We start from the raw sequence: 26,948 nt of genomic DNA, 5'->3' as shown, positions 1-26,948 counted from the left end.
GTTCCGGGGCCGGAGCGACTACTCGGACGCCCTGACATCCCTCACGCAGCCTAACCCGTGTCGGTTCATGTGCGGGGCCAGATGGTCATGGCAATTTCCGCGAGCGCCTCGAGTTCCTCCCGGCCCGCTCCGTCCCGCGCCTGCTGGGACATGCCCTGGAGGACCGCTCCTGTGTGCCGGGCGAGCGCGGCGGCGTCGGTGCCGGCCGGCAGCTCCCCCGCCGCGACGGCGTCCTTGATACGACTCTCGAACGCGGCGATGTTGGCGTTGCGCCGGTCGCGCAGGGATACCTCGACCTCGGGGGTCGTGCAGTTCGTCGCCGCGTGGATGACCAGGCAGCCGTGCGGGCGGCCGGGGGCCGTGTACTCGGCGGCGGCCTCCCGCAGCATCCGCTCCACGGCCGCCCGGGCGGTGGGTTCCTCGGCGAGGGCCCGGTCGCCGAAGGAGCCGTAGCGCGTGCCGTACGAGGTCACGACCTCCTCGAACAGGGCCCGTTTGTCACCGAACGCCGCGTACAGACTCGGCGCCCCGATGCCCATGACCCGGGTGAGGTCGGAGACGGAGGTCGCCTCGTACCCGTGCTCCCAGAAGGCCATGACCGCCTTCTCCAACGCGGTTTCACGGTCGAAGGAACGGGGTCGCCCGCGCGGCTTCGACGTGACGCCGGCCTTCGTGCTGGTCTCCTCGCCGCCCACCATGGAGTGAATTGTAGAGCGGGCGCTAGAGAAATATCGGCGGGCCGCTGTACGGTCTTTTCTGTAGCGACCGCTAGGGAATTGCGAAGGGGGCGTCGGCATGGGCGTGCTTGCGGGCAGGACGGCACTCGTCACGGGAGCGAGCAGGGGGAGCGGGCGCGGGATCGCCGAGCGGCTGGGGCGCGAGGGGGCCCGCGTCGCCGTGCACCCCCCGGGGCGGACCGTCCGCCGGGGCCCGGCTCAGTGCGTCTCCGTCACCTTCGCCAGTGCGCGGGGGGCGTCCGGGTCCTGGCCGCGGGCGATGGTGATCTCGTGGGCCAGCAGCTGCAGCGGGATGATCTCCAGGACCGGCTGGACCTCCTCGGCCACGCCCTCGGTGGGCAGGACGAAGCCGGCCGAGGCCTGCTCGACCTGGCTCCTGGGTCCGACGACGAACAGGTCGGCGCCGCGGCCGCGCAGCCGGTCCAGGACGGGCTGGAGGGCTTCGCCGCCCCTGCCGGCGGTGACGACCGCGATGACCGGGGAGACGTTGTCGACCATGGCGAGCGGGCCGTGCAGCAGATCGGCGCCGGAGTAGGAGAGGGCGGGGATGTAGCTGGTCTCCATGAGCTTGAGGGCGGCTTCCTTGGCCGTGGGATAGCCGTAGCCGCGGGAGGTGATGACCATGCGTTCGGCGAACCGGTAGCGGGCGGCCAGAGCGCGGACCTCGTCCTGCCGGGCGAGCAGCTGCTCGGCGAGGTCCGGCAGCACCCTTGCGGGGGCGCCGTCGCCGCCGCGCAGGCCCTCGACGAACAGGTAGAGGGCGAGGAGGGAGGCCGTATAGGTCTTGGTCGCGGGAAGGGCCTTCTCCGGTCCGGCCATGATGTCGACGTGGTACTCGGAGACGCCGGCCAGCGGTGAGTCGGGGTTGTTGGTGACCGCGAGGGTGATCGCGCCGGCCTCGCGGGCGGCACGGGTCGAGGCCACCAGGTCCGGGGAGCCGCCGGACTGGCTGACGGTGACGACGAGGACATCGGTGAGGTCGGGGCGGGCGCCGTAGGCCGTGGTGGTGGACATCGAGGTGAGGCCGCAGGGCAGGCCGAGACGGATCTCCAGGAGGTACTTGGCGTAGAGGGCGGCGTTGTCGGAGGTGCCGCGGGCGGTCAGCAGGACGAAGCGGGGTTTGCGGGCGGCGATGTCCTGGGCCACCTGCCGGATGACGGGGGCGCCCTGCCCGAGGATGCGGCGCAGCACTGCGGGCTGCTCGGCCATCTCACGGGCCATGATCCGGCCCGGGACGTCATGCCGAGGGTCGGGGGGCGAGGCGGCTGCCGGGTCGGCTGTCGTGGCGGATGCCGGTGTCGAGGCGGGTGCCGGGTCGGGTGTCGAGGCGGTCATGGTGGGTTCCTCCCGGTGTCGCTCGTCGCCGTGCTCGGCGCTGCACACCGGCAGCACCGCACCCATTCCACTCCCCTGTGCCCAACGGCGCCCGTCCTCCACGTGGAATGGCGATGTCCCCGCTTCCGCCCTGGGGCACAGAGGTCGATTCTGCTAGATTGGTCTAAACCACATAGCCTTCAGAACGGCAGGCCCAGCGTGGAAGTTGTCATCGTTCCGGACGCCAAGTCGGGCGGCGAGCTCATCGCCGAGGCCATGGCCCAGCTCCTGCGGCGCAGGCCCGAGGCGCTGCTCGGTGTGGCCACCGGCTCGACCCCGCTGCCCATCTACGAGGCGCTCGCGGCCAAGGTTCGGTCGGGTGCCGTGGATGCCTCGCGGGCGCGGATCGCGCAGCTCGACGAGTACGTGGGGCTGCCGGCCGAGCATCCGGAGTCGTACCGTTCCGTGCTCAGGCGCGAGGTGCTGGAGCAGCTCGGGATCGGGATGGACGCGTTCATGGGGCCCGACGGGACGGCCGAGGACGTGCTGGGGGCGTGCGAGGCGTACGACGCCGCGCTGGCCGAGGCCGGCGGGGTGGATCTGCAGTTGCTCGGGATCGGGACCGACGGGCACATCGGGTTCAACGAGCCGTGCTCGTCGCTCGCCTCGCGCACCCGGATCAAGACGCTGACCGAGCAGACCCGGATCGACAACGCGCGTTTCTTCGAGGGCGACATCGAGCAGGTGCCGCACCACGTGATCACGCAGGGCATCGGGACGATCCTGGAGGCGCGGCACCTGGTGCTCCTCGCGACGGGAGAGGGCAAGGCGGACGCGGTCGCCGCGACGGTCGAGGGGCCGGTGGCCGCGGTGTGCCCGGCGTCGGCGCTGCAGTTGCATCCGCATGCGACGGTCGTTGTCGACGAGGGTGCCGCGTCCAAGTTGAAGCTGGCCGACTATTTCCGGCACACGTATGTCAACAAGCCTGATTGGCAGGGGATTTAAGGGGATTCTGAGGCGGTCCCGTCGGCCGGACCCGGCTGTTCGCGGACTGCGGGCGCTCGTGACCCGGTCGCGCAGTTTCCGCGCCCCTGACGGCATACAGGCGCCGGTTCCCTCCAAAGGGAACCGGCGCCTGTCTCGTCGTACGGGCTCTACGCGCCCGCGATGACCTCCGCCGCCGCGCGGCCGCAGACCCGGGCCGCGCCGTGGGTGGCGATGTGGAGGGCGCCGCGGGCAGGCGCCTGCGGGAGGCCCATCTCGACCACGATCGTGTCGGGGCGGGCCGCGAGCAGGGCGTCGAGGGCCGTGGCCATCCAGGGGTGGCGGTGTTCGTCGCGGACGACGGCCACGATGCGGCGGAGGCCGGCCGCGTCCAGGGCCGTGCGTCCCGCGTGCTCGCCGACGAAGCTGCCCGTCTCGGTGCCGGGGAGAAGGCGGAGGAGTTCCGCTGCGACGCCCCAGGGTGTCTCGTCGCCGACCGCGAAGTTGGCGACGGGTGTGAGGGCGGCGACGTAGGGCGGTTCGGTGAGCGGGGTGAAGCGCTCGGCGCCGGTCACCTTCAGGGCGCGGCGGGCCGCGCGCAGGCCGACCTCCGGGTCGGCGGTGCGTTCCGCGTCGGCCTCTGCCGCGGCGGCGGTCCAGCGGGCCAGCGCCCGGACCCGTTCCGCCGCGTCCGCCAGGCGTTCCTCGGGGAGTTCGCCGGTGTGCACCGCAGAGACGAGGGCGTCGCGCAGACGTCGTACGGTCTCGTCGTCGGCGAGGCCGCCGCCCACGCAGATCGCGTCGGCGCCGGCGGCCAGGGCGAGGACGCTGCCCCGCTCGATACCGTACGTACCGGCGATGGCCTGCATCTCCATGCCGTCGGTGACGATCAGTCCGTCGTAGCCGAGTTCGCCGCGCAGGAGATCGGTGAGGACGGTGCGCGAGAGCGTGGCCGGGCGGTCCGGGTCCAGGGCGGGGACCAGGATGTGGGCGCTCATGGTGGCGCGGGTGCCGGCGGCGATGGCGGCGCGGAAGGGCGCCAGTTCGCGGGAGTTCAGTACCGCCGTGTCCGCGTCGATGCGGGGCAGCGCGTGGTGGGAGTCGACGGCCGTGTCCCCGTGGCCCGGGAAGTGCTTGGTGCAGGCGGCGACCCCGGCGGACTGCAGGCCGGTGACGTAGGCGGCGGTGTGCCGGGCGACCAGGCCGGTGTCGGCGCCGAAGGAGCGCACGCCGATCACGGGGTTGTCCGGATTGGAGTTCACGTCGGCCGACGGGGCCCAGTTGAGGTTCACCCCGCAGGCGGCCAGGCGGCGGCCCAGCTCGGTGGCCACCTCCCGGGTCAGTTCCACGTCGTCGACCGCGCCCAGCGCGAGGTTGCCGGGGAAGCTGGAACCCGTCCGCACCTCCAGGCGGGTCACGTCCCCGCCCTCCTCGTCGATGGCGACGAGGACGTCGTCGCGTTCGGCACGCAACTGGGCGGTCAGGGCGGCCAGTTGATCGGGTGAGGCGATGTTGCGGCCGAACAGTCCGACCGAGGCGAGGCCCTCCCCGAGGCGGCGCAGCAGCCAGTCGGGGGCGGTGGTGCCGTTGAAGCCCGGTTGCAGGACCGACAGGGCGTCGCGGGTCAGGGTGTCTGTGCCGCTGGCGAATGTCGTCATCGGGGGGCGTTATCCCTTCACTGCGCCCGCGGTCAGGCCCGCGGCCATCTTGCGCTGGACGAGGAGGAACAGCACGACGATCGGCACGGCCATCATCGTGGCTCCCGCCATCATCGGTGCGTATTCGGTGCCGTGCTTGGTGGTGAAGTTGCCGAGCCAGACCGTCGCGGTCTGGTTCTTCTGGCTGAGCAGCATCAGGGCGTAGAGGTACTCGTTCCAGGCCTGGATGAAGCCGTAGACCGAGGTGGCGACCATGCCCGGGGCCAGGAGCGGGAAGACGACCCGGATGAAGGCGCCCGTGCGGGAACAGCCGTCCACCATCGCCGCCTCCTCCAGCTCCTTCGGGATGTTGACGATGAAGCCGCGCAGCGTCCACACCGTGAAGGGGAGGATGAAGGTCAGGTAGGTGATGATCAGGCCGGAGAGCTTGTCGTACTGCTCCAGGTCGTTGAGGAGCAGGAAGATCGGGATGATCATGGCGACCAGCGGGACCATCTGGACCGCGAGGATGCCGACGATGACGACCTTGCGGCCGCGGAAGGCGAACCGGGAGATGGCGAGCGCGGCCAGCATGCCGACGACGATGCCGATCGCCACCACGGTGAGGGAGACGATCAGGCTGCGGCCGACCGGGCCCCAGAAGTCCGCGATGGCCAGCGCCCGGCGGAAGTTGTCGAGCGTGAAGCCGGTCGGCAGCAGGCTCGGGTCGGGGTCGATGGTGTCCTTGGCCGGCTTGATGGCCGTGTTGAGCATCCAGTAGACGGGGAAGCCGGCGGTGAGGAAGACGAGGAGACCGAGGAGGTTCCAGCCGAGCTTGGACCTGCGGGGCCGCGGCGTGCTCCCCCGCCCGCGCCCTGCCCCGCTCCCCGTGGTGGCGACGGCGTCCATGATGGTCATTCGACCTCTCCGATCTTCAGCATCTGGCGCATGTACACGGCGACCACACCGAGCATCAGCACCACGGTGATCAGGGCGATCGCCGAGCCCTGCGCGTAGTCGTTGACGACGAAGGCACGGTCGTACGAGTAGGTGGTCAGGAGCTGGAACTCCTGCTCGGGGTGGCCGTTGCGCATCACGAAGACCTGCGGGAAGACGCCCATGTCCCAGATGACCGACAGGGTCGTGAGCATCACGATGATCGGCTTGAGGATGGGCAGGGTGACGTGGCGGAAGACGCCCCAGGAGCCGGCGCCGTCCAGCCGGGCCGCTTCTTCCAGTTCGGCGGGGACCTGGGTGAGGCCGGCGCTGAGGGTGATGACGACGAAGGGGACGGCTCCCCAGACCACCAGCAGCATGATCACGGCCAGGCCCTGCGAGCCGCTCGCGAACCAGTTGTGGCCGATCAGGTCGACCCCGGGCAGCTTGCTGAGCAGCGCGTTGAGGATGCCGTAGTCGGCGTCGAACAGCCACTTGAAGACCGTGGTGGCGACGATGATGGGCATGCCCCAGCTGGCCACCAGCACGATGTTGACGAGTGTCTTCACCCAGCCGGAGACCCGCTGCAGGAGCAGGGCGATCAGCATGCCCAGCACCATGGTGAAGATGACCGAGCCGGCCGCGAAGACGATCGTGCGCACCACGACCTGCCAGAACTCGCCGTCGCCCAGCACGCCGCTGAAGTTGTCGAACCCGACCCAGTCGGCCGGCTGGAAGCCCCACAGCTGGGACTGCCCGAACTTCTGCAAGGAGAGGGTGACCAGGCGGACCAGCGGATAGCCGAGGACCAGCGCCAGGATCAGCAGGCAGGGGGCGAGCAGCAGCCACGGCGTGGCCGAGCCGCCGGCCGAAGTCCGGGCTCTGCGTGGGTTCTTGGCGACCGGCGCCGGTGGCGGCGCCTGCCGCGGCGGCGGCACCTTGGCGGGGGTGGTCGTGTCTGCGGCACTCATGGCGCGCTCCTCAGCGGTCCCTCAGGTCGTACGAAAGCGAAGCCCGCACGTGCGTACGGGAAGCAGGGCCCTGTCGGTGCAACAGAGCCCTGCTCTGAAGGTCACTTGGTGTTGATGACCTTGTCGATCGCGGCGTCCGCTTCCTTCGCGGCTGCCTCGACCGACTTCTTGCCGGTGCCGATGTTCTGCAGCATGGTCTGCAGGACCTGGGCCTTCTCGACCTGGCCCCAGCCCGGGGCCATCGGGACGAACCAGTTGGACTCGGCCGCGGTGGCCGGGACCGCCGTCGCGGGGTCGTTCTTCAGGGTCGCGAGGTCGGTCTTGTTGTTGGGCAGGTTGCCCTTGGCGATCAGGCCCTTCTGGCCGGAGGAGCCGGTGAAGGCGTTGATCCACTCGGCGGCGACGGCCTGCGCCTTGGACTTCACCGGGATGGCGAGGTCGGAGCCGCCCAGGAAGACGGGCATGTTCTTGCCGGACGGACCCGGCATCACGAAGTTCTCGAGGTTGTTCTTGAGCTTGCCGGTCTTGTCGTTCTTCGGGTCGGCGGAGGTCGCCCCCTCCCACGCGGCGCCGAAGATCATGCCGGACTTGCCCTGGCCGTAGACGATGTAACGGTCGGACTCGTCCTTGGTCTTGTCACCGTGCATGTACTTGTCGACGACGTTCTTGAACTCGGTGAGGCCCTTGACGGACTCCGGCGAGGAGAGAGTCGCCTTCCACTGGCCGCCCGACTCCTCGGCGATGGAGCCGCCGGCGTCGTAGACGAAGGACATGGCCGCGTACCAGTCGCGGGTGGGCTGGTACCAGGCGGAGAACTTGTCGCCCTTCTTCTTCTGCACCTTGTCGAGGGCGGCGGTGAGTTCGGCGTACGTCTTCGGCGGGGTCTTGACGCCGGCCGAGGCGAACACGTCCTTGCGCCAGTTGGCGACGCGGCCACCCGCGTAGTACGGGACGCCGTATGTCTTGCCGCCGTACGTGACCGAGGCCTTGAGGCCGTCGAGCCAGGCGGAGGAGTTGGTGAACTTCGAGGCGTCGACGGGGGCGAACGCGCCCTTGACCATGTAGCCGAGCATCTCGGTGTTGCCCATCTCGACCACGTCCGGCGCCTTGTCGGTGGCGAGGACGGCGTCGAGCTTGGTGTTCTTGTCCGGCCAGCCGTAGTACTCATGGTTGATCTTGATGCCCGGATGCGCCTTCATGACCGAGGCGTCGGCGGCCTTCACCAGGTCCGGCCAGTTGTTCTGGGCGTCGACGGTGAGCCAGACGGTCAGTTCCTTGGCGTCCGCGCCGCTGTTGGAAGAGCCGTTGTCGTCATTGCCGCCGCACGCGGCGATGGAGACCATCATTCCCGCGATACCGATCGCGACTGTCAGCTTGCGCTTCACGCCACCCTCCTCAGGGATGCCACACCCCCCCGCCCATGGGCCGGGATCTGGACCAATGGTGTAGACCAGTACCGGGAGCTTGGACCAGACCAAAACGCCTGTCAAGGGTTCGGGAAAAGGCTCTGACCAGCTGTTATGCGACCTACATATGCAGGAACCTTTAAGTAAGAAGCCAGCGAAAACAGTGAGGCCGGAGTACTCTCTCCCGCTAGACCACTTGGCCTCGTGGACTAGACCAAAAGAGGTGGGCGACGGTATACAGAAGGGATCACGAAGTGAGCCGCATCCGGAGCCGGGAAGGCAGAGCATGACCACCGACGTCAGCAGTGCGGAGAACGAGGGCGGGGCGAGTGTCCGTACCGCGCGCGTGCCCAAGTACTACCGCCTGAAGAAGCACCTGCTCGACATGACGGAGACGCAGTCGCCCGGCACGCCGGTACCGCCCGAGCGCACGCTGGCCGCCGAGTTCGACACCTCCCGCACGACGGTGCGCCAGGCCCTCCAGGAGCTGGTGGTCGAGGGGCGCCTGGAGCGGATCCAGGGCAAGGGCACGTTCGTGGCCAAGCCGAAGGTCTCGCAGGCGCTCCAACTCACCTCGTACACCGAGGACATGCGCGCCCAGGGACTCGAACCCACCTCACAGCTGCTGGACATCGGCTACATCACCGCCGACGACCGCCTCGCCGAGCTGCTCGACATCACGGCCGGCGGCCGGGTGCTGCGGATCGAACGCCTCCGGATGGCCAACGCCGAACCGATGGCCATCGAGACCACGCACCTGAGCGCCAAGCGCTTCCCGGCCCTGCGCAGGTCACTGGCCAAGTACACGTCCCTCTACACCGCGCTCGCCGAGGTCTACGACGTCCATCTCGCCGAGGCCGAGGAGACCATCGAGACCTCGCTGGCCACCCCGCGCGAGGCGGGCCTGCTCGGCACCGACGTGGGCCTGCCGATGCTGATGCTCTCCCGGCACTCACTGGACCGGGGGAGCCAGCCGGTGGAGTGGGTGCGGTCGGTGTACCGGGGGGACCGCTACAAGTTCGTGGCGCGGCTGAAGAGGCCTGTCGACTGAGAACCTGACGGGGTGCGGGGAGCGACGACCAGCCGTCTGCACGCCGCTGTTGACACCGATGTCGGGCCTTCACCGAATCGACATACCGATATGCGGACGAGGTCTTCCGTTCCTGTGACACGGTGACCTAGATTGCCTGCGCATTCCACAGGTGATCACAGGTGATCGTGAGGGGACGGAGCCGCAGTATGTCCGAAGTGCCCGAAGTGAGACCACCGTTGGTGACACCGGTCCGTGTGGTCATCGCCCTCTGCCTGATCGCACCGTTCGTGGCGATGCTGTGGGTCGGCTCCTACGCCAAGACGGACCCTGCGTTCATCGGGATCCCGTTCTTCTACTGGTACCAGATGCTGTGGGTGGTCCTCTCCACGGCGCTGACCATGACCGCGTACAAGCTGTGGCAGCGTGACCAGCGCGCCCGCGCCTCACAGAAGGGCGGTGCGCCGGAATGAACGACGGCGTGAACGGCGTCGCACTCGGCGTCTTCATCTTCTTCTTCCTGGCCGTGACGGCCATGGGCTTCCTGGCCGCCCGCTGGCGCAAGGCCGAGAACGAGCAGAGCCTGGACGAATGGGGCCTGGGCGGACGGTCGTTCGGCACCTGGGTCACCTGGTTCCTGCTCGGCGGCGACCTGTACACCGCCTACACCTTCGTGGCGGTCCCGGCGGCGATCTACGCGGCGGGCGCGGCCGGCTTCTTCGCGGTGCCGTACACCATCCTCGTGTATCCGCTGATCTTCACGTTCCTGCCCCGCCTGTGGTCGGTCTCGCACCGGCACGGATACGTGACGACCTCGGACTTCGTGCGCGGCCGCTTCGGCTCGAAGGGGCTGTCGCTGGCGGTCGCCGTCACCGGCATCCTGGCCACCATGCCGTACATCGCGCTCCAACTGGTCGGCATCCAGGCCGTCCTTGACGTGATGGGAGTGGGTGGCGGCGAGAACACCAACTGGTTCGTGAAGGACCTGCCGCTGCTGATCGCGTTCGGCGTGCTGGCGGCCTACACGTACTCCTCGGGCCTGCGGGCCCCCGCGCTGATCGCGTTCGTGAAGGACGGGCTGATCTACCTCGTCATCGCGGTGGCGATCATCTACATCCCGATCAAGCTGGGCGGCTTCGACGACATCTTCGCGAAGGCGGGTCACGCGCTCGCGCAGACCAACCCGGCGACGGGCAAGCCGCGCGGTGCGCTGGCGCCGGCCGAGCCGGGTCAATGGACGTACGCCACACTGGCGTTGGGCTCAGCGCTCGCGCTGTTCATGTACCCGCACTCGATCACGGCGACGCTGTCCTCGAAGAGCCGCAACGTGATCCGCCGCAACACCACGATCCTGCCGCTGTACTCCCTGATGCTGGGCCTCCTGGCCCTGCTGGGTTTCATGGCGATCGCGGCGGGGGTCAAGGTCACCAACGGACAGCTGGCGATCCCGCAGCTGTTCGAGAACATGTTCCCCGACTGGTTCGCGGGCGTGGCCTTCGCGGCGATCGGCATCGGTGCCCTCGTCCCGGCGGCCATCATGTCGATCGCGGCCGCGAACCTCTTCACCCGCAACATCTACAAGGACTTCATCAGGCCGGACGCGACGCCGGCCCAGGAGACCAAGGTCTCCAAGCTGGTCTCGCTGCTGGTGAAGGTGGGCGCGCTCGTCTTCGTCCTCACCATGGACAAGACGGTCGCGATCAACTTCCAGCTCCTGGGCGGCATCTGGATCCTGCAGACCTTCCCGGCCCTGGTCGGCGGTCTGTTCACCCGCTGGTTCCACCGCTGGGCGCTGCTCGCGGGCTGGGCGGTCGGCATGCTCTACGGCACCCTCGCCGCGTACGGCGTCGCCTCGCCGACGCAGAAGCACTTCGGCGGCTCGGCCAAGGAGATCCCCGGCATCGGGGAGATCGGCTACATCGGCCTGACGGCGTTCGTCCTGAACGTGGTGGTGACGGTGGTCCTGACCTTCGTCCTCAAGGCCGTGAAGGCCCCGGAGGGCATCGACGAGACCAGGCCGGAGGACTACACGGCGGACGCGGGCGACGCGGGCGTCCAGGTGGAGCTGCCGCCGGCGACCGCGGGGACGTCCCACTAGCCGGTGCCCCGGCGCTTGCTCAGTCCCGCGTGCGGCCTGCCATCGCCTCCCAGAAGCGGTCCAGTTCACGGACCCGCATGCTGACCCAGCGAGGTGTCTTCCTGCGCAGGATCCTGGGCAGGCAACGCCGCACACGTCCGGGCAACAGCGCCTGCTGCTGCCGGCAGAACGGCTCGCGGATCTCGCCCCGGGGCACACAGCCCCGGGGCGGGTACGGGCAGAGCTGGAATGTGCACTCGGGCAGACAGGAGGTGCCCGGCGCGGGCGGGACCGAGTTGCCGGCCCGCAGGTCGGGGCGCAGCGGCTCCCGGTTCGTACGGATGCACGGCGGCAGTGGCGTGCCGGGCTGCTCCAGGCGGGCCAGACGCTCCTCGACCTCGTCCGGGTGCCCGTCCCGTTCGATGAGGTTCAGCATGACCAGGACGTCCGCGACCAGGTGCTGGGCCCGCGCGTCGAGGGTGCTCCAGCCGACCGACGGCGGGATCCAGAGGCTGTGCCTGCGGTATCCCCCGGGGTGGCCGGTGCAGGAGCCGATGGTGTCGGTGACGCCCTTCTCGTCGATCCAGAGATAGCGCTCGGGCCGCCCGGTCTCCAGGGCGAGGGCCACCAGGTCGGCCACCTCGGCGACGAACGGATGCAGGGGCCGCCGGGCCGGGCCCCCGTTCCCCTCCGGCCGGCCGGGCGCCCGGTTCACGGTGCCCGTCATCGACAGCCACCGCTGCACGGTCTGTACGGCCGTCATCCCGCCGATCGCCTCGGAGCGCTCGTGGGCCCCGTGGCCGTCGCCGTCCGGCCCCGCCGCGGTGACGTCGTGGTGCGCATGGTGATGGTGGTGGTTCCCGATCCGGTCCGGGAGCTCCCACAGGCACAGCGCCTGGAGCAGGCTCAGCTGCGCGTACCAGCACCGGGACTGCTGCAGTACCTTCTCCGCCTGCCGGATGAGATCGGCGCGGCCGGTCGGGTAGGCGTGCGGGTGGCGTTTGCGCCGGTTGGCCGCGTACTTGAAGCCCTGGGCCAGCGCTGCCTCCAGGGCCAGCGGCAGGTCGGGGGCGCCGCCCGTGAAGTTCGGGTCGAGGTGGCGCAGCCACTTCGTGAGTCGCTCGCGCGCCTCGTCACGGTGCCCGTCGTCGACGGAGCCCAGAAGCATGGGGATCATCCAGGCGCGCATCACGAACTCCCGGAACAGGGCGACCCGTTGCTGCCGGTACTGCCGGTTGAGGTCCTGCCGTTCGCGCTGCAGCCGGTCGATGCGCTCGGACGAGGTGGTCCGTCCGGGCGGACGATCGGTCCTCGCACCGGCCATCTTCCTGGTCCACGTGTCGAACTGCTGCCTCTTGCGGGCTTTCAACTCGCTGACCCTGTCGTTGTACTCCTTCACGGGATCGCTGTTCAGACCGATCCGTTCGCGGATCACTGCGAATGCCGCGTTTCCGCCGCTGCCGACCTCCTGGGCCACGGCCAGGCGGATGGAGGAGGAAGGCTCCTCGATGCCCATCCGGAAGAGCTGGTAGTACAGCGGCGTGGCGTCGATCTTGCCGGAGACCGTCCGCAGCGCCGCCCCGAGTTGCTTCAGCAGTCTCCGTTTCGCGTCCTCCAGAGTGCGCTGGTCCCCCTTGATACCGGCCCAACGGCTGCGCACCGCCCCGACGATGTCGCGGCCCACGATCTCGGCGGTCTCCTGCCCGGCGGTGAGCACCAGCCTGTGGGGGTCCCCGCGTGCCTTGAGGAGGTAACGCCGCTTGGTCCAGGCGTACCACCAGAACAGGAAGAGCGCGGCGGCGATCGAGGCGGTCAGGACGGGGCCGACGAAACGGAGGAGGGCGTCGAACCGTTCCTAAACAGTGTCCAGGAGTGACATTTGCTGCCAGCTCCTGGAACTGCGCGCATCCCGAACGGTGTTGGATGCGCTGGTCTCCCGCGTTCGCTGTGTCCCCGTCCGGCTGCGTGCATCGTGTGCACGCTCCGTGACGGGTGGGCGGGTTCCCTCATGCCCTCGTGCGCCTGGTCCGGCCTGGGCGGTCCGATGCCCCACAGCATCGCTCTGGTGCTGCGGGGGCGGTGCCGTCCGTCGCCGGATCGGGTGCCCGAGGGCGCGTCGCCCGATCGCGACGCTCGCGGCGTCGTGCCGGGACATCTTGCGAGTCTTGCCGGCCAGGGGCTTACGCCAATGCTGGTCGCCCCACATCGACGTGTACGCCGGGTCGACCGCGACGATCGACAGGCCGTGCTCGGCGGCCATGGACACCAGACGGGCCTTGAGCTTGCCTGTCGGGATGCCGGAGATGAGCTGCCGGAACCGCTTCTTGCGGCCGTGCTTCTCGCGGGTCTTCTCGGCGGTGAAGTCCAGGTTCTCGAGTTGTCCTTCCGCCACTGCTCGAAGCCGGTCGAGTGGTGCTCGATGAGGATGTACAGGCCCTCCATGCACCAGGCGAGCACCGTGAGCGCGGCGAGCAGCCAGACGGCCCTGGTGAGGTTCGTGTACGAGAGCCACCGGCGCCACTTCCTGGGGCGGGGGGTGCCCCGGGTCGCCTCCAGACGGATCGTCAGGGAGTGCCAGTGGCCGAGAAGGGCCCGCCTCGCCCGGTCCGCCGCCCGTCTCAGATCCAGCGTCGCCATCGGTGCGTCGCGCGGTCGCTCACTGCCGGGCGGGTGCCGGACGACCTTCGTCATCGTGCGTACTCCCTCCGAGAGTTCTCAGGACGGAGGACCACGCGGGCGCCGACATCTACCTCCATGGAATCACTCCCAGGAGACCCCGCAACTCAGCCGCCGTGACGGGAAGCCGATGCGGGGCCACGACCGCACGCCGATCACCTACGAGTTGACGCCCTGACACGCTCCGAAGTCGCCGCGACACAACATATGGGGCTGCTCATCCCACCCGACACAAGATGTATGCTCATGCTCGCTGTCGTCGCAGGGGAATCCGGTGCGAATCCGGAACTGTCCCGCAACGGTGTACTCATGCGTGTTCGCACATGTATGGGCGTCAGTCCGAGGACCTGCCGACAGTGCGCCCGGCCGAACCGTCCGGGTGCTCAGACGTCCGGGCCTCGTGGAATGGGCCGGTGGACGCGACGCCGTGCGCGCTCGTGCTTCCCCCTGCCTCCGCAAGGCCCCGTGCCGAGCGAGGGAGAGCCCCACGTGACCATCGCGCCAGCCGAACCGGCTTCAGCGACACCGTCCGCGACACCGGCGACACCGGACGGCCCGGGAACCGCGCTGCTGCGGACCCTGACCGAGCTGACCGCCGGCCTCCCCGGAGCCGACCCCGGCCGGGTCGCCGTCGCCGCGCTGCGCGGCCGCTCGGCGCAGGCGGACGAGACGGAGCTGCGCGAGCTGGCCACGGAGGCGGCCGCCGGGCTCATCTCGGAGGACCCCGTGTACTCGCGGCTGGCCGCGCGTCTGCTCACCATCAGCATCGCCGCCGAGGCCGCCTCGCAGGGCGTCACCTCCTTCACCGAGTCGGTCGCCGTGGGCCACCGGGAAGGGCTCGTCGCCGACCGCACCGCGGAGTTCGTCCGCCTCCACGCCGCGCGCCTCGACGCGCTCGTCGACCCCGAGGCGGACGACCGCTTCGGCTACTTCGGCCTGCGCACCCTCCACAGCCGCTACCTGCTCCGGCACCCGATCACCCGCCGGGTGATCGAGACGCCCCAGCACTTCATGCTGCGGGTCGCCGCCGGTCTCGCCGACGACACCGCGCCCGCTTCGGAAACGGGCGCCCGCCCGGTGGACGAAGTCGCCGCGCTCTACGGCCTGATGAGCCGCCTCGACTACCTTCCCTCCTCCCCCACCCTCTTCAACTCCGGCACCCGGCACCCCCAGATGTCGTCCTGCTACCTCCTCGACTCCCCGCTCGACGAGCTGGACTCCATCTACGACCGCTACCACCAGGTCGCCCGCCTCTCCAAGCACGCCGGCGGAATCGGCCTCGCCTACTCCCGTGTCCGCAGCCGCGGTTCACTGATCCGCGGCACCAACGGGCACTCCAACGGCATCGTCCCGTTCCTGAAGACCCTCGACGCCTCGGTCGCCGCCGTGAACCAGGGCGGCCGGCGCAAGGGCGCGGCCGCCGTCTACCTGGAGACCTGGCACTCCGACATCGAGGAGTTCCTGGAGCTGCGCGACAACACCGGCGAGGACGCCCGCCGTACGCACAACCTGAACCTCGCGCACTGGATCCCCGACGAGTTCATGCGCCGGGTGAACGCCGACGAGCCGTGGAGCCTGTTCTCCCCCGCCGACGTGCCCGAGCTGGTCGACCTGTGGGGTGCGGAGTTCGACGCCGCGTACCGCAGGGCGGAGGCGGCGGGGCTCGCCCGCAGGACCATCCCGGCCCGGGAACTCTACGGCCGCATGATGCGCACCCTGGCCCAGACCGGCAACGGCTGGATGACCTTCAAGGACGCCTCCAACCGCACCGCCAACCAGACGGCCGAGCCGGGCCACGTCGTCCACTCCTCCAACCTCTGCACGGAGATCCTGGAGGTCACCGACGACGGCGAGACGGCGGTGTGCAACCTGGGTTCGGTGAACCTGGCGGCGTTCGTGGCCGGCCAGGACATCGACTGGGAACGGCTCGACGAGACCGTCCGCACGGCCGTCACCTTCCTCGACCGCGTGGTCGACATCAACTTCTACCCCACCGAGCAGGCCGGCCGGTCGAACGCGCGCTGGCGCCCCGTCGGCCTCGGCGCCATGGGCCTGCAGGACGTCTTCTTCAAGCTGCGCCTGCCCTTCGACTCGCCCGAGGCCCGCCGGCTCTCCACCCGCATCGCCGAGCGCATCATGCTCGCCGCGTACGAGGCCTCCGCCGACCTCGCCGAGCGCAACGGCCCGCTGCCGGCCTGGGAGAAGACCCGTACGGCCAGGGGAGTTCTGCACCCCGACCACTACGACACGCAGCACGCCTGGCCCAAGCGCTGGGCCGCCCTGCGCGAGCGCATCGCGAAGGTCGGCCTGCGCAACTCCCTCCTCCTCGCGATCGCCCCCACCGCCACCATCGCCTCGATCGCGGGCGTGTACGAGTGCATCGAGCCGCAGGTGTCGAACCTCTTCAAGCGCGAGACACTGTCCGGCGAGTTCCTGCAGGTGAACTCGTACCTGGTGAACGACCTGAAGGAACTCGGCGTCTGGGACGCCCGCACCCGCGAGGCCCTGCGCGAGGCCAACGGCTCGGTACAGGACTTCGCCTGGATCCCGGACGAGGTGCGGGCGCTGTACCGCACGGCGTGGGAGCTCCCGCAGCGCGGCCTGATCGACATGGCCGCGGCCCGCACCCCGTACCTGGACCAGTCCCAGTCCCTGAACCTGTTCCTGGAGACGCCGACCATCGGCAAGCTCTCCTCGATGTACGCGTACGCCTGGAAGCAGGGCCTGAAGACGACGTACTACCTGCGCTCCCGCCCGGCGACGAGGATCGCCCGCGCGGCCCGAGCCACCCTCCCCGTACAGCAGTCGGCCGAACCCGATGCGGTCGCCTGCTCCCTTGAGAACCCCGAGTCCTGCGAGGCCTGCCAGTGACCAGCCCCACCCGTAACACCCAGCTCCTCGACCCGGGCTTCGAGCTGACCCTGCGCCCCATGCGCTACCCGGACTTCTACGAGCGCTACCGGGACGCCATCAAGAACACCTGGACGGTGGAGGAGGTCGACCTCCACTCGGACGTGGCCGACCTCGCGAAGCTCACGCCCGCCGAGCAGCACCTGATCGGCCGCCTGGTGGCGTTCTTCGCGACGGGCGACTCGATCGTCGCGAACAACCTCGTGCTGACCCTCTACAAGCACATCAACTCCCCGGAGGCGCGCCTGTACCTGTCGCGCCAGCTCTTCGAGGAGGCCGTCCACGTCCAGTTCTACCTGACGCTTCTGGACACCTACCTCCCCGACCCGGAAGACCGCACGGCGGCCTTCGCGGCGGTGGAGAACATCCCCTCCATCCGCGAGAAGGCCGGCTTCTGCTTCAAGTGGATGGACTCGGTCGACAAACTGGACCGCCTGGAGTCCAGGTCCGACCGCCGCCGCTTCCTTCTCAACCTGATCTGCTTCGCGGCCTGCATCGAGGGCCTGTTCTTCTACGGCGCCTTCGCCTACGTGTACTGGTTCCGCAGCCGGGGCCTGCTGCACGGGCTGGCGACCGGCACCAACTGGGTGTTCCGGGACGAGACGATGCACATGAGCTTCGCCTTCGACGTAGTCGACACGGTACGCAAGGAGGAGCCGGACCTCTTCGACGACCAGCTCCAGCAGCAGGTGACGGACATGCTGCGCGAGGCCGTCGAGGCGGAACTCCAGTTCGCCCGCGACCTGTGCGGCGACGGCCTCCCGGGCATGAACACCGACTCGATGCGCCAGTACCTGGAATGCGTCGCCGACCAGCGCCTCACCCGCCTCGGCTTCGCCCCGGTCTACGGCTCCGAAAACCCCTTCTCCTTCATGGAGTTGCAGGGGGTCCAGGAACTGACCAACTTCTTCGAGCGCCGCGCGTCGGCCTACCAGGTGGCGGTGGAGGGCACGGTCGATCTGGACGAGGACTTCTGACGGCGTCCGACTGTGGTAAATCGAGAGGATGATCAGCCGTCTCCCTCTCGACCGGCAACTCGAGTCCCTGCGCACGGTGCTCTCCCGGAACGACGTACTGACCAAGGTCCTGGCGCGGACCGCGTCGCTCGATCTGCCCGGGTGGTACCTGACCGCGGGGTGCCTGTTCCAGACCGTCTGGAACGTCGTCACGGGCAGGCCGCCGGGCAGCGGCATCAAGGACTACGACGTCTTCTACTTCGACGACGGCGACCTGTCCTGGGAGGCCGAGGACGCGGTGGTCAGGGCCGGCCGGGAGGTCTTCGCGGACCTTCCGGCCGAGGTCGAGATCCGGAACGAGGCCCGGGTGCACCTCTGGTACGAGGACAGGTTCGGGGTGCCCTGTCCGCCGTACCCGAGCACCGAGGCGGCGATCGACAGTTTCGCCGCGACGACCTGTTGCCTGGGTGTGCGGCTGGAGGCCGGGCGGTGGCGGGTGTACGCGCCGCACGGACTCTCCGACGTCTTCAACCTCGTCCTGCGGCCGAACCCCGTGCTCGCCCCCCGCTCCGTGTACGAGGCCAAGTCGGTGCGCTGGCATGAGCAGTGGCCGGAACTGACCGTGCTGCCGTGGCCGGGTGACGGCTCGTCCATGGAGCGTCCATAGGCCCTCCATCAGCCGTCCATGGTGTTCCTATGGAGCGGCAAAGTTCTGCTGACGCATCTGTTCCGCTCTCGTCGCGCCCGGCTACTTTCTGGCCGTTCTGTCATGTCCCGCACACCTCGGTTGCGGGACCTTCAAAGTGTCATGCCCATGACGGCACCGCGCACCGCCGCCGCTACGCGCGTCACAGGCCTGCCACCAGCGTCGAGAACCCCACTCCAACGACGGAGGCAGTACCCCTATGCGTCAGACACGTACCGGTAGCCCCAGACGGAGCCTGCGAAGACTCCTGACCGCCGCCATACCAGCGCTCGCCCTCGGCCTCGCCGGACTCGTCGCGGCCCCCGCGCACGCGGTGCCCGTGGCCGCGCACCCCTCCCACTCCACCCACACCACCCAGAACGCCAGGGCCCTCACCTCCCCCGACCGGCAGACGTTCCACTCGACCGGCAGGGCGGGCCAGAAGGTGCCCACGCAGCACCTGTGCGCCACCGCGGCCCCCGGCCACGCGTCCTGCTTCGCCCAGCGCCGTACCGACATCAAGCAGCGGCTGGCCTCCGCCCTCGCCGCCGCCGCGCCCTCCGGCCTCAGCCCGGCCAACCTGCACAGCGCCTACAACCTCCCCTCAACGGGCGGCTCGGGCCTGACGGTTGCCGTGGTCGACGCCTACAACGACCCCAATGCGGCCTCCGACCTGGCCACTTACCGCTCGACGTACGGCCTGTCCGCCTGCACCAAGGCCAACGGCTGCTTCAAGCAGGTCAGTCAGACCGGCTCGACCACCTCGCTGCCCTCGAACGACAGCGGCTGGGCCGGTGAGGAGGCGCTCGACATCGACATGGTCAGCGCCGTCTGCCCCAACTGCAACATCATCCTCGTCGAGGCCGACTCCGCCAACGACTCCGACCTCGGCGCCGCCGAGAACGAGGCCGTGGCGCTCGGCGCCAGGTTCGTCTCCAACAGCTGGGGCGGGGCCGAGTCCTCCTCGCAGACGGGTGAGGACACCTCGTACTTCAAGCACCCGGGCGTCGCGATCACGGTGAGCTCGGGCGACGAGGCCTACGGCGCCGAGTACCCGGCGACCTCGCAGTACGTGACCGCCGTCGGCGGCACCGCCCTGTCCACCTCCTCCGGCTCGCGCGGCTGGACCGAGTCCGTGTGGAAGACCAGCAGCACCGAGGGGACCGGTTCCGGCTGCTCGGCGTACGACACCAAGCCGAGCTGGCAGACCGACACCGGCTGCGGCAAGCGGATGGAGTCGGACGTCTCGGCCGTCGCCGACCCGGCCACCGGTGTGGCCGTGTACGACACCTTCGGCGGCTCCGGCTGGGCCGTCTACGGCGGCACCAGCGCCTCCGCGCCGATCATCGCCGGTGTGTACGCCCTCGCCGGCACCCCGGCTTCCGCCGACTACCCGGCGAAGTACCCCTACAGCCACACCGGCAACCTGTACGACGTCACCAGCGGCAACAACGGCTCCTGCTCCCCCTCGTACTTCTGCACCGCGACCACCGGCTACGACGGCCCGACCGGCTGGGGCACCCCCAACGGCACCACCGCCTTCACCGCCGGCAGCACCTCCAGCAACACGGTGACCGTCACCAACCCGGGCAGCCAGTCCACCGCGACCGGCGGCTCGGCCGGCCTGCAGATCAGCGCGAGCGACAGCGCGGGCGCGACCCTCACCTACAGTGCCTCCGGTCTGCCGACCGGGCTGTCCATCAACAGCTCGACCGGCGTGATCTCCGGCACGGCGTCCACCGCGGGCACCTACCAGGTCACCGTCACCGCCTCCGACAGCACGGGCGCCTCCGGCTCGACGTCCTTCACCTGGACGGTCAGCACCTCCGGCGGCGGCACCTGCACTTCCGCGCAGCTGCTCGGCAACCCGGGCTTCGAGTCGGGCAACACCACCTGGACCGCCTCCAGCGGTGTCATCACCAGTGCCGGCGGTGAGTCGGCGCACACCGGCTCCTCCTACGCGTGGCTGGACGGCTACGGCTCCACCCACACCGACACGCTGTCCCAGCCGGTGACGATCCCGACCGGCTGCAAGGCCACCTTCACCTTCTACCTGCACGTCGACACCGCCGAGACCTCCAGCAGCACGGCCTACGACAAGCTGACGGTCACCGCGGGCTCGACCACCCTGGCCACCTACTCCAACCTCAACAAGACCTCCGGGTACGCCCAGAAGTCGATCGACCTGTCCTCGTACGCCGGCTCGACCGTCACCCTGAAGTTCAGCGGCGCCGAGGACTCCTCGCTCCAGACCAGCTTCGTCGTCGACGACACGGCCGTGACGACCGGCTGATCCCGCTCGACCTCGCACGACCCGCACGGCCCCGGGCCCCGGCCGCCGCCTTCGCGGCCGGGGCCCGGCTTGGATCCAGGAGAGCGGGTGACACGTCAGAGGGGAGAGGAGGCCCCCCATGCGTCGAACGATCCGCCACACGACCCTCGCCCTCACGGCACTCACCCTTGTCCTCGCCGGCTGCGGCAGCCAGAGCGACAGCGGCAAGAGCGGCGACAGCACCAACGTGTCGCCCTCCCCCACCCCCGCGGGAACCCGGCCGCCGAGCCCGACGACGAGCCCCACGGGCTGCACGCAGGCCTCGATGCTCGACGCCGAGGACAGCGGGCGGAACGTGTGCCTGGCAGTGGGCGACACCGTGCGCGTCACCCTGGACGGAACCCCCGGGCGACCCTGGAAGCCCCTGTCCGCCGACGGCTCCGGGCTCGAACCCACCAACAGCGGGATCGTCCTGCAGCGCGGCGACGCGAGCGCCGCCTTCAAGGCGGTGTCGACGGGAAAGACCCGGCTCACGTCCACGCGGCCGCTGTGCGCCACCCGGACGGGCCGGGTCTCCTGCCTGGGTATTCAGGAGTGGTGGATCACCGTGGTGGTGAGGTAGCGCTGCCTCGGTGTGAGGCGCTCCGTGGGCCCGGGGCCCGCGGCCTCCCGGCGGGCGCGGTCGGCCTCGCGGATCTGGCGGTCGATACGACGGTCGTGCGCGATGCCGATCACTGACGGGAGGACCATGACGACGAGGATGGCGAGAACGGTCAGCATTCCGATCAGTCCTTCGATGTGTGCCGTATCCATAGACACCACTGTCGACCCGTTCACTCCTTACCAACAGTGGCAGGACTGCCGTAGGACCTCGAAATACTGCCAATGCCGAGGCACACTGGAGACATGCTGCAGAATGTTGCCGCCGTCGTGCTGGACGGCGTGAATCCCTTCGAACTGGCCGTCGTGTGCGAGGTGTTCGGCACCGACCGCAGTGACGACGGACTGCCCGTGTACGACTTCGCGGTCGCCTCGGCCGAGGGGCGGGTGCTGAGCACGCGCGCGGGCTTCTCCATGCAGGTCGAGCACGGCCTGGACCGGCTGGAGGAGGCCGACCTCATCGCGGTACCGGCCGGCGCCCGCTACGGGACCCGGGAGTTTCCGCCCGAGCTGCTTGAGGCGCTGCGGCGCGGGGCCGAGCGCGGGGCCCGGGTGCTCAGCGTCTGCTCGGGTGTCTTCGTGCTCGCCGCGGCCGGACTGCTGGACGGCCGGCGCTGCGCCGTGCACTGGCACGACGCGGACCAGCTGGCGCTGGCGTACCCGCGACTGACCGTCGAGCCCGACGTCCTGTACGTCGACGAGGACCCGGTGATCACCTCCGCGGGCACCGCCGCCGGCATCGACGCCTGTCTGCACATCGTGCGCAAGGAGCAGGGCCCGGACGTCGCCAACAAGATCGCCCGGCGCATGGTGGTGCCGCCGCACCGGGACGGCGGGCAGGCACAGTACATCGAGCGCCCGCTGCCCCGCTCGCACGGCGACACGGTCGCCGAGGTGCTGGTGTGGATGGAGCGGCACCTCGACGAGGAGGTCACCGTCGAGCAGCTGGCCGAGCGCGCGCACATGTCGCCGCGCACCTTCGCCCGCCGCTTCCAGCAGGAGACGGGAACCACTCCCTACCGCTGGATCCTGCGCCAACGCGTGCTGCAGGCCCAGCGGTTGCTGGAGGCGACGGACGAGACGGTGGACTCGATCGCCGGCCGGACGGGGTTCGGCAACGCGGCCGCGCTGCGTCACCAGTTCGTCCAGGCGATCGGGACCACCCCGAATGCCTACCGCCGCACGTTCAGGGGACCGGAAGCGGCCTGACGGTCACCTCGGTACCGGCTTCAGCAGCAGCTTCTGCGGGCGCAGCGTGATGCCCACGCGGGTGCGGTCGTCGGACCCGGCCACCTGCTCGAAGCGGTACTTGCTCGCCACCGCCGCCGTGATCAGGGACAGCTGGGCCATCGAGAAGTGGTCGCTGGGGCATTTGCGATTACCCGTGCTGAACGGACTCATGGCGTGTTTCGGCACGTCCTTGACCCGGTCGGGAAGCCAGCGGTCGGGGTCGAACTCGAGGTTGCCCGTGTACGACTTGGGATCGCGCTGGATCGCGTACGGGCTGTAGACGATGTCGGCCCCGGCCGGAATGCGATAGCCACCGAGTTCCGTGTCGGTCACCGCCCGCCGGGTCAATATCCATACGGCCGGCCGCAAACGCATGGCCTCGACGACGACATTGTTGGTGTGCCTGAGCTTGCGGACGTCGTCGAATGCGACCGGTCGGCCGCCGGTGACCGATTCGACTTCGTCGTGCACCTTGTCGGCGTGTTCCGGGTGTTCTGCGAGGACCTGCAGCAGCCACATGATCGTGGACGCGACGGTTTCGCTTCCGGGGGTGACTATCGCGACGACCTGGTCGTGGATCTCCTGTTCCCCGATGGGGTCGCCATTCTCGTCCTTCGCCTCCAGCAATGCCGTCAGCAAATCGTCCGGCTTTTGACTAGATGCGCGGCGCTCGGCGACGATCTCGTCGACGAGGAGATGCAAATCGGCCAGAGCCCGGTTGAATTTGCGGTTGGGCGGCAGCGGCAGCTTGTACAGCGGCCCGAGCGGGACCACCATCCGCCGGTACATGCCGCGGAAGACGGTGGCGAGCGCGACGCACAGCCGCTCGGCCCGCTCGTCCATGTAGTCGCCGCGCAGCAGACAGCGGGCCGCGACGCGCACGGCGACACGGAAGGACTCGGAGGTGCAGTCGATCGTCTCGCCGGACTGCCAGCGCTCGGTCAGCGCGTGCGCCTCCTCCTCCATGATCGGGCCGTAGGCGGGGATCGCGTCGAGCCGGAACGCGGGCTGGATGGTGCGCCGTTGACGCCGGTGGCGGGGGCCGTTGGCGGTCGCGACGCCCTCTTTGCCGAGCAGCCCCTCCAGGGACTCCCACAGCGGGCCGTCGATCTTGAAGTCGGGGTTGAGCGCCAGGGCCCCGGTCAGCTCCGGGGTGGTGGGCGCGTACACCGTCTTGGGACCGAGCTTGAGCCGTACGACGTCGCCGTGCTCGCGCAGCCCGGACATGAAGGCGAGCGGGTCGCGCACCAGCTTCAGGCCGTGGCCGAGGACCGGGACCGCGCCGCCGGCAAGGGGGGGCTCACGCAGCTTGGATTCCGCATATATCTGCGGTTCGGGCTTCACAGACTCGACGGTCATTTCTCACCTACCGCTTCGTTGTTGACGTACGGGGGCGTGGACCGGTCGTCCCAGCTGTCGACCATGTAGCGGCCGGACTCGTGGTGGAACCAGTAGACGGTCGAGAACCAGTTCCGCATATTGCGGACGCAGGCACTCACGGCGGCACTGATTTCTTTTCCGCGCACGGTGCCGTCGGCGAGGCCGTCGGCGAACCGTAAGGCGCCTCGTTCGGCGACGAGGAATTCGGAGATGCATTTCTCGATGCGCCGCCTCATTTCGGCGACGGCTTCTTCCAGAGTCAGCCCCTGGTGTTTTATGAGACTGATTCCGAGGTTGTGCACCTCGTCGCCCGCGATTTCCTTCGGAAGCGAGCAGAGGTCGTTGTACCACGCGGCGAATTCCTGGCTCAGGAGCGCCGCACGCCGATATGCCGGGTGCTTACGCACGAAGTCCGGGAGTTCACAGCCCGCACTCGGTTCCAGCAGATCGGTCCAGATCCAGTGCGCGAAGGTGAGGCGGCGCAGTTCGAGGTATTCCTCGACGGTGGGGATGATCCCTTCGGTGCGGTTGCGGAACTCGCGGTCGTACGCCTCGATCACTGCGTGGAAGTGCCGGGCGAAGCGGGCGTTCCAGGACTCCGGCAGGAACGCGTACAGACGCACCATACTGTCCGCGAACGCCCCGACCAGGGGGTCCTCGTGGTGCAGGTGGTGCTCGGGAGAGTCGAGGGCCTTGTGCAGGCTGAACCTGAGCCGTCGCCAGGCGGCCGGCCGGCCGAACACGATGTCGCGGTCGTGGCGGTCGTCCCAGACGAAGAACCACGCGCTGTAGTCCGCTATCGCCTGGAGGACCTCGTCCGGGGCGCCGAGGTAGTACCCCGCCATGAGGTCGGTGTAGCAAAGTCGATCGGCATATTCCTCCACCTTGTCCGCCGGCATGAGCCGTTTCTCCAGCAGCCAGGTGCGTGTCTTGTCCTGCAATCGAGGCCAATACGGATGCAGTTGTCGGGGAAACGCTGCCTCGATCACTGGAAGTGAGAGTGACGGTGGGACCGCGATCGCAGTCGCTGTGGTGCTGTGTGAGAAAACAGGCACGAACAAACCCCTCTCAGCCGCCAGTTGCACACGCCCCTCCCGCGATGCCGGGCGTGCGCCGTTGCGTATCCCCGCACATCCCATTCAGCACTACAACTGACCGTTCTGGGAACGGATTTGCCCCACTCACTACCCCAGGGTGCCGAGAATATCCCCTTGTGTGACTGAATATGGATCGCTACCGGCACACACCCGATCGAACGTGCGACGGACACACGAACGGCGCCTGGTCAGCGAGGTGAACGTGAACAGGCGCCGTGCGCATGGGAGTGGTGATCGGTGATGAGGGTGGTGAGACCTCAGCCGTTGGCGACCACGGGGTAGCGGGGCTCGTTCTCGGCCATCTGCCGCAGCGCGTCCTTGCGCTCGCGCTTGGACAGGCGGTCGATGTACAGGTAGCCGTACAGGTGGTCGGTCTCGTGCTGCAAACACCGGGCGAAGTAGCCGGTGCCGCGAACCCTGACCGGGTTGCCCTTCTCGTCCTGCCCGGTCACCTCGGCGTAGTCCGGACGGGCGAGCGGCGCGTACGCGGTGGGCACCGACAGACAGCCCTCGTTGCTGTCGTCCAGACGGCGCTTCTCGGCGGGCAGGTCGACCAGCTCGGGGTTGCAGACGACGCCCACGTGCCGCGCGCCCTCGTCGTCACCGCAGTCGTAGACGAAGACCTTCAGGTCGACGCCGATCTGGTTGGCGGCCAGGCCCACGCCCTCGGCGGTGCGCTGGCTGGCGAACATGTCCGCGACCAGCTGCTGCAGCTCCTCCCCGAAGTCGGTGACGTCCCTGCACTCCTTGTGCAGCACCGGGTTCCCGACGACCGTGATCGGCCGCGAGGTCCCGGCCTCCCGCCAGGCCTGCTCCCGCTCCTCGGCCTCCTCGGTGTCGATGACGAAGCCCTCGTCGTCCACGGGGAGCACGCCCGCGTGCTGCTGATCGGTGTCCTGCTGCGCCATGACCGACGTATGCCTTCCTGCAACCATGAGAATTCTGCGACTACAGCCTAAAGGGACTTTTGAAGGGAGGTCTGTTCAGCAGACTTCTTCGAGGTCCCGCCAGTCCCTGGAGTCCGGGCTGTCGGCGACCCACCCGTCGAGCAACCCCCGCACCAACGAGGCCGGGGCGGCGACGCCGCACTCCCGCTCGGGTACCCACAGCTGCCCGTCGGTCCGATGCCCGAGCGGCCCGGGGTGTCCCGGCTCACTCTGGTCGTGCGGATCCAGGTGCTCTCCGTCACCCTCGTCGGACGGCATCTGCGACTCGGAGCACATACGACACAGCAGCCGCACGGAGGACGACCAGTCCTCGGCGGCGAAGCCCGCGTCCGCGGCCAGCTGCTCCAGCGCGTCCCGGTCGGCCTCGGTGGCCGCCTCCAGCAGCACCACCCAGGTCGGCACGGGCGACGGTGCCCACAGCTCGATCTCGTCGAAGACGGGGTAGGAGTGCCCGGCCGCCGTGGTCCGCTCGCCGTGCGGCACCCCGTCGTGCAGCACGACCTCGCCCCAGCGCCGCCCGGAGGACGGCAGCGGGATCGACAGCACCTCGATACGGGCGGGGTCCAGCCGCCGCCCCCACACCACCTCGGCCTCCCCTTCCGGGGACAGCCGCACGGCGGCGCTGCCGAGATCCATACCGAGGGGCTCCCCGGACGCGGTGGCCATGCCCGGTACCCGCAGCCCGTACGCCTGCCAGGCCCGCCGGGCGAGCGGCCAGTCCTGCAGGGCGGTGGCCGCGATGCCGACGTTCCACCAGTCGGGCGCCCCGCTCTCCCGGTCGAGCAGTGCGACCGCCCTCAGGCCCGCCGCCCGGGCCTGCTCCCAGTCGTGCCGGAACTTGTGCAGCAGAGCGAGGTTGAACCAGGACTCGGACAGCCAGGGCTCCAGATCGGCGGCACGTGTCAGCAACGCGCCCGCGTCCTCGTACCGGCCGTCCCCGATCAGTGTGAAGGCCCGATCGGTGGCCTGCCGCCAGGAGGCGGAGGGCCGGTGCCGTCCCTTGCCGAAGATCCTCACGATTCCCTGCCAGTTCCGTGGAGTGG

General features: G+C 69.4%; 22 protein-coding genes, 2 pseudogenes and 1 riboswitch. Of the genes and pseudogenes, 11 read left to right on the top strand and 13 right to left on the bottom strand.

Annotated elements, in window-relative coordinates:
• Positions 1 to 65: 65 nt before the first annotated feature.
• Positions 66 to 698: a TetR/AcrR family transcriptional regulator gene (locus tag ACYUED_RS29795; RefSeq protein WP_491286903.1), complete on the bottom strand. Its 633-nt coding sequence runs from the start codon at positions 696 to 698 to the stop codon at positions 66 to 68.
• 97 nt (positions 699 to 795) lie between these two features.
• Between ACYUED_RS29795 and ACYUED_RS29790 the strand changes: the two are divergent.
• Positions 796 to 903 (top strand): annotated as a pseudogene (locus ACYUED_RS29790) (short-chain dehydrogenase); the annotation flags it as partial.
• A 32-nt stretch (positions 904 to 935) separates the two neighbouring features.
• Here ACYUED_RS29790 and ACYUED_RS29785 read toward each other — a convergent pair.
• Positions 936 to 1,958 (bottom strand): SIS domain-containing protein, encoded by a 1,023-nt coding sequence (locus ACYUED_RS29785; RefSeq protein ID WP_491294495.1) that lies wholly within the window; start codon positions 1,956 to 1,958, stop codon positions 936 to 938.
• A gap of 312 nt (positions 1,959 to 2,270) precedes the next feature.
• Here ACYUED_RS29785 and nagB point away from each other — a divergent pair, with 312 nt between their 5' ends.
• A complete protein-coding gene (gene nagB / locus ACYUED_RS29780) occupies positions 2,271 to 3,056 on the top strand; it encodes a glucosamine-6-phosphate deaminase (protein ID WP_491286900.1) in 786 nt (261 codons plus the stop codon).
• Positions 3,057 to 3,205: 149 nt separating this feature from the next.
• Here the strand turns inward: nagB and ACYUED_RS29775 are convergent, their stop codons facing one another.
• From ACYUED_RS29775 to ACYUED_RS29760, 4 genes are all read right to left on the bottom strand, one after another.
• Positions 3,206 to 4,693 (bottom strand): glycoside hydrolase family 3 protein, encoded by a 1,488-nt coding sequence (locus ACYUED_RS29775; RefSeq protein WP_491286897.1) that lies wholly within the window; start codon positions 4,691 to 4,693, stop codon positions 3,206 to 3,208.
• 9 nt (positions 4,694 to 4,702) lie between these two features.
• Positions 4,703 to 5,581 (bottom strand): carbohydrate ABC transporter permease, encoded by an 879-nt coding sequence (locus ACYUED_RS29770; protein WP_491294494.1) that lies wholly within the window; start codon positions 5,579 to 5,581, stop codon positions 4,703 to 4,705.
• A gap of 5 nt (positions 5,582 to 5,586) precedes the next feature.
• Positions 5,587 to 6,579, bottom strand: coding sequence for a carbohydrate ABC transporter permease (locus ACYUED_RS29765; RefSeq protein WP_491286894.1), 993 nt, complete (start codon positions 6,577 to 6,579; stop codon positions 5,587 to 5,589).
• 101 nt (positions 6,580 to 6,680) lie between these two features.
• Positions 6,681 to 7,964 carry an extracellular solute-binding protein gene (locus tag ACYUED_RS29760; RefSeq protein WP_491286892.1) on the bottom strand — a complete coding sequence of 428 codons (1,284 nt, stop codon included), beginning with the start codon at positions 7,962 to 7,964 and terminating at the stop codon, positions 6,681 to 6,683.
• Positions 7,965 to 8,271: 307 nt separating this feature from the next.
• Here ACYUED_RS29760 and ACYUED_RS29755 point away from each other — a divergent pair, with 307 nt between their 5' ends.
• The 3 genes from ACYUED_RS29755 to mctP all read left to right on the top strand — a co-directional run bounded on the left by ACYUED_RS29755 (position 8,272) and on the right by mctP (position 11,113).
• Positions 8,272 to 9,036, top strand: coding sequence for a GntR family transcriptional regulator (locus ACYUED_RS29755; RefSeq protein ID WP_491286890.1), 765 nt, complete (start codon positions 8,272 to 8,274; stop codon positions 9,034 to 9,036).
• Positions 9,037 to 9,224: 188 nt separating this feature from the next.
• Positions 9,225 to 9,488: a DUF3311 domain-containing protein gene (locus tag ACYUED_RS29750; protein WP_491286889.1), complete on the top strand. Its 264-nt coding sequence runs from the start codon at positions 9,225 to 9,227 to the stop codon at positions 9,486 to 9,488.
• Positions 9,485 to 11,113, top strand: coding sequence for a monocarboxylate uptake permease MctP (gene mctP / locus ACYUED_RS29745; protein ID WP_491286887.1), 1,629 nt, complete (start codon positions 9,485 to 9,487; stop codon positions 11,111 to 11,113). The genes ACYUED_RS29750 and mctP overlap by 4 nt, the downstream gene beginning before the upstream one ends.
• 19 nt (positions 11,114 to 11,132) lie before the next feature.
• Here the strand turns inward: mctP and ACYUED_RS29740 are convergent, their stop codons facing one another.
• Complete coding sequence (locus tag ACYUED_RS29740) at positions 11,133 to 12,809, bottom strand: hypothetical protein (RefSeq protein WP_491286885.1); 1,677 nt, start codon at positions 12,807 to 12,809, stop codon at positions 11,133 to 11,135.
• Between the two features lie 138 nt (positions 12,810 to 12,947).
• Positions 12,948 to 13,469 (bottom strand): annotated as a pseudogene (locus ACYUED_RS29735) (transposase family protein); the annotation flags it as partial.
• 539 nt (positions 13,470 to 14,008) lie between these two features.
• Positions 14,009 to 14,137: riboswitch (cobalamin riboswitch) on the top strand.
• Positions 14,138 to 14,257: 120 nt separating this feature from the next.
• Here ACYUED_RS29735 and ACYUED_RS29730 point away from each other — a divergent pair.
• The 5 genes from ACYUED_RS29730 to ACYUED_RS29710 all read left to right on the top strand — a co-directional run bounded on the left by ACYUED_RS29730 (position 14,258) and on the right by ACYUED_RS29710 (position 21,213).
• Positions 14,258 to 16,639, top strand: coding sequence for a ribonucleoside-diphosphate reductase subunit alpha (locus tag ACYUED_RS29730; protein ID WP_491286883.1), 2,382 nt, complete (start codon positions 14,258 to 14,260; stop codon positions 16,637 to 16,639).
• Between the two features lie 59 nt (positions 16,640 to 16,698).
• A complete protein-coding gene (locus ACYUED_RS29725) occupies positions 16,699 to 17,655 on the top strand; it encodes a ribonucleotide-diphosphate reductase subunit beta (RefSeq protein WP_491294492.1) in 957 nt (318 codons plus the stop codon).
• Positions 17,656 to 17,683: 28 nt separating this feature from the next.
• Positions 17,684 to 18,301 carry a nucleotidyltransferase family protein gene (locus ACYUED_RS29720; RefSeq protein WP_491286881.1) on the top strand — a complete coding sequence of 206 codons (618 nt, stop codon included), beginning with the start codon at positions 17,684 to 17,686 and terminating at the stop codon, positions 18,299 to 18,301.
• Positions 18,302 to 18,539: 238 nt separating this feature from the next.
• Positions 18,540 to 20,612, top strand: a complete 2,073-nt coding sequence (locus tag ACYUED_RS29715; protein ID WP_491286879.1) for a putative Ig domain-containing protein — start codon at positions 18,540 to 18,542, stop codon at positions 20,610 to 20,612.
• Between the two features lie 118 nt (positions 20,613 to 20,730).
• Positions 20,731 to 21,213 (top strand): hypothetical protein, encoded by a 483-nt coding sequence (locus ACYUED_RS29710; RefSeq protein WP_491286877.1) that lies wholly within the window; start codon positions 20,731 to 20,733, stop codon positions 21,211 to 21,213.
• Here ACYUED_RS29710 and ACYUED_RS29705 read toward each other — a convergent pair.
• On the bottom strand, positions 21,180 to 21,404 hold the full coding sequence (locus tag ACYUED_RS29705; RefSeq protein ID WP_491286875.1) for a hypothetical protein: 225 nt from the start codon (positions 21,402 to 21,404) through the stop codon (positions 21,180 to 21,182). The genes ACYUED_RS29710 and ACYUED_RS29705 overlap by 34 nt on opposite strands.
• A gap of 93 nt (positions 21,405 to 21,497) precedes the next feature.
• On the opposite strand from ACYUED_RS29705, the gene ACYUED_RS29700 reads away from it, so the two are divergent.
• Positions 21,498 to 22,460, top strand: coding sequence for a GlxA family transcriptional regulator (locus ACYUED_RS29700; protein WP_491286873.1), 963 nt, complete (start codon positions 21,498 to 21,500; stop codon positions 22,458 to 22,460).
• A gap of 3 nt (positions 22,461 to 22,463) precedes the next feature.
• Here ACYUED_RS29700 and ACYUED_RS29695 read toward each other — a convergent pair whose 3' ends face one another.
• The 4 genes from ACYUED_RS29695 to ACYUED_RS29680 all read right to left on the bottom strand — a co-directional run bounded on the left by ACYUED_RS29695 (position 22,464) and on the right by ACYUED_RS29680 (position 26,922).
• A complete protein-coding gene (locus tag ACYUED_RS29695; RefSeq protein WP_491286871.1) occupies positions 22,464 to 23,840 on the bottom strand; it encodes a bifunctional albaflavenone monooxygenase/terpene synthase in 1,377 nt (458 codons plus the stop codon).
• Complete coding sequence (gene cyc1, locus ACYUED_RS29690) at positions 23,837 to 24,916, bottom strand: epi-isozizaene synthase (RefSeq protein ID WP_491294491.1); 1,080 nt, start codon at positions 24,914 to 24,916, stop codon at positions 23,837 to 23,839. The genes ACYUED_RS29695 and cyc1 overlap by 4 nt, the downstream gene beginning before the upstream one ends.
• 299 nt (positions 24,917 to 25,215) lie before the next feature.
• A complete protein-coding gene (def, locus tag ACYUED_RS29685) occupies positions 25,216 to 25,866 on the bottom strand; it encodes a peptide deformylase (protein ID WP_491286869.1) in 651 nt (216 codons plus the stop codon).
• Positions 25,867 to 25,941: 75 nt separating this feature from the next.
• A complete protein-coding gene (locus ACYUED_RS29680) occupies positions 25,942 to 26,922 on the bottom strand; it encodes a tetratricopeptide repeat protein (RefSeq protein ID WP_491286868.1) in 981 nt (326 codons plus the stop codon).
• Between the last annotated feature and the right edge of the window lie 26 nt (positions 26,923 to 26,948).

Source organism: Streptomyces sp. DF42, from assembly GCF_058267695.1.
Note: the sequence above shows the minus strand (reverse complement) of the source record. Positions and strands in the feature narration are given on the sequence as shown.

What these genes read in the sequence shown, in the direction of transcription:
- ACYUED_RS29720 (WP_491286881.1), top strand. Translation starts at nt 17,684, where the DNA reads ATGATCAGCCGTCTCCCTCTCGACCGGCAACTCGAGTCCCTGCGCACG.
- ACYUED_RS29795 (WP_491286903.1), bottom strand. Translation starts at nt 698, where the DNA reads ATGGTGGGCGGCGAGGAGACCAGCACGAAGGCCGGCGTCACGTCGAAG.
- ACYUED_RS29725 (WP_491294492.1), top strand. Translation starts at nt 16,699, where the DNA reads ATGCGCTACCCGGACTTCTACGAGCGCTACCGGGACGCCATCAAGAAC.
- ACYUED_RS29700 (WP_491286873.1), top strand. Translation starts at nt 21,498, where the DNA reads ATGCTGCAGAATGTTGCCGCCGTCGTGCTGGACGGCGTGAATCCCTTC.
- ACYUED_RS29695 (WP_491286871.1), bottom strand. Translation starts at nt 23,840, where the DNA reads ATGACCGTCGAGTCTGTGAAGCCCGAACCGCAGATATATGCGGAATCC.
- ACYUED_RS29750 (WP_491286889.1), top strand. Translation starts at nt 9,225, where the DNA reads ATGTCCGAAGTGCCCGAAGTGAGACCACCGTTGGTGACACCGGTCCGT.
- ACYUED_RS29710 (WP_491286877.1), top strand. Translation starts at nt 20,731, where the DNA reads ATGCGTCGAACGATCCGCCACACGACCCTCGCCCTCACGGCACTCACC.
- ACYUED_RS29785 (WP_491294495.1), bottom strand. Translation starts at nt 1,958, where the DNA reads ATGGCCCGTGAGATGGCCGAGCAGCCCGCAGTGCTGCGCCGCATCCTC.
- ACYUED_RS29705 (WP_491286875.1), bottom strand. Translation starts at nt 21,404, where the DNA reads ATGGATACGGCACACATCGAAGGACTGATCGGAATGCTGACCGTTCTC.
- def (WP_491286869.1), bottom strand. Translation starts at nt 25,866, where the DNA reads ATGGCGCAGCAGGACACCGATCAGCAGCACGCGGGCGTGCTCCCCGTG.
- ACYUED_RS29715 (WP_491286879.1), top strand. Translation starts at nt 18,540, where the DNA reads ATGCGTCAGACACGTACCGGTAGCCCCAGACGGAGCCTGCGAAGACTC.
- ACYUED_RS29765 (WP_491286894.1), bottom strand. Translation starts at nt 6,579, where the DNA reads ATGAGTGCCGCAGACACGACCACCCCCGCCAAGGTGCCGCCGCCGCGG.
- mctP (WP_491286887.1), top strand. Translation starts at nt 9,485, where the DNA reads ATGAACGACGGCGTGAACGGCGTCGCACTCGGCGTCTTCATCTTCTTC.
- ACYUED_RS29755 (WP_491286890.1), top strand. Translation starts at nt 8,272, where the DNA reads ATGACCACCGACGTCAGCAGTGCGGAGAACGAGGGCGGGGCGAGTGTC.
- ACYUED_RS29775 (WP_491286897.1), bottom strand. Translation starts at nt 4,693, where the DNA reads ATGACGACATTCGCCAGCGGCACAGACACCCTGACCCGCGACGCCCTG.
- ACYUED_RS29770 (WP_491294494.1), bottom strand. Translation starts at nt 5,581, where the DNA reads ATGGACGCCGTCGCCACCACGGGGAGCGGGGCAGGGCGCGGGCGGGGG.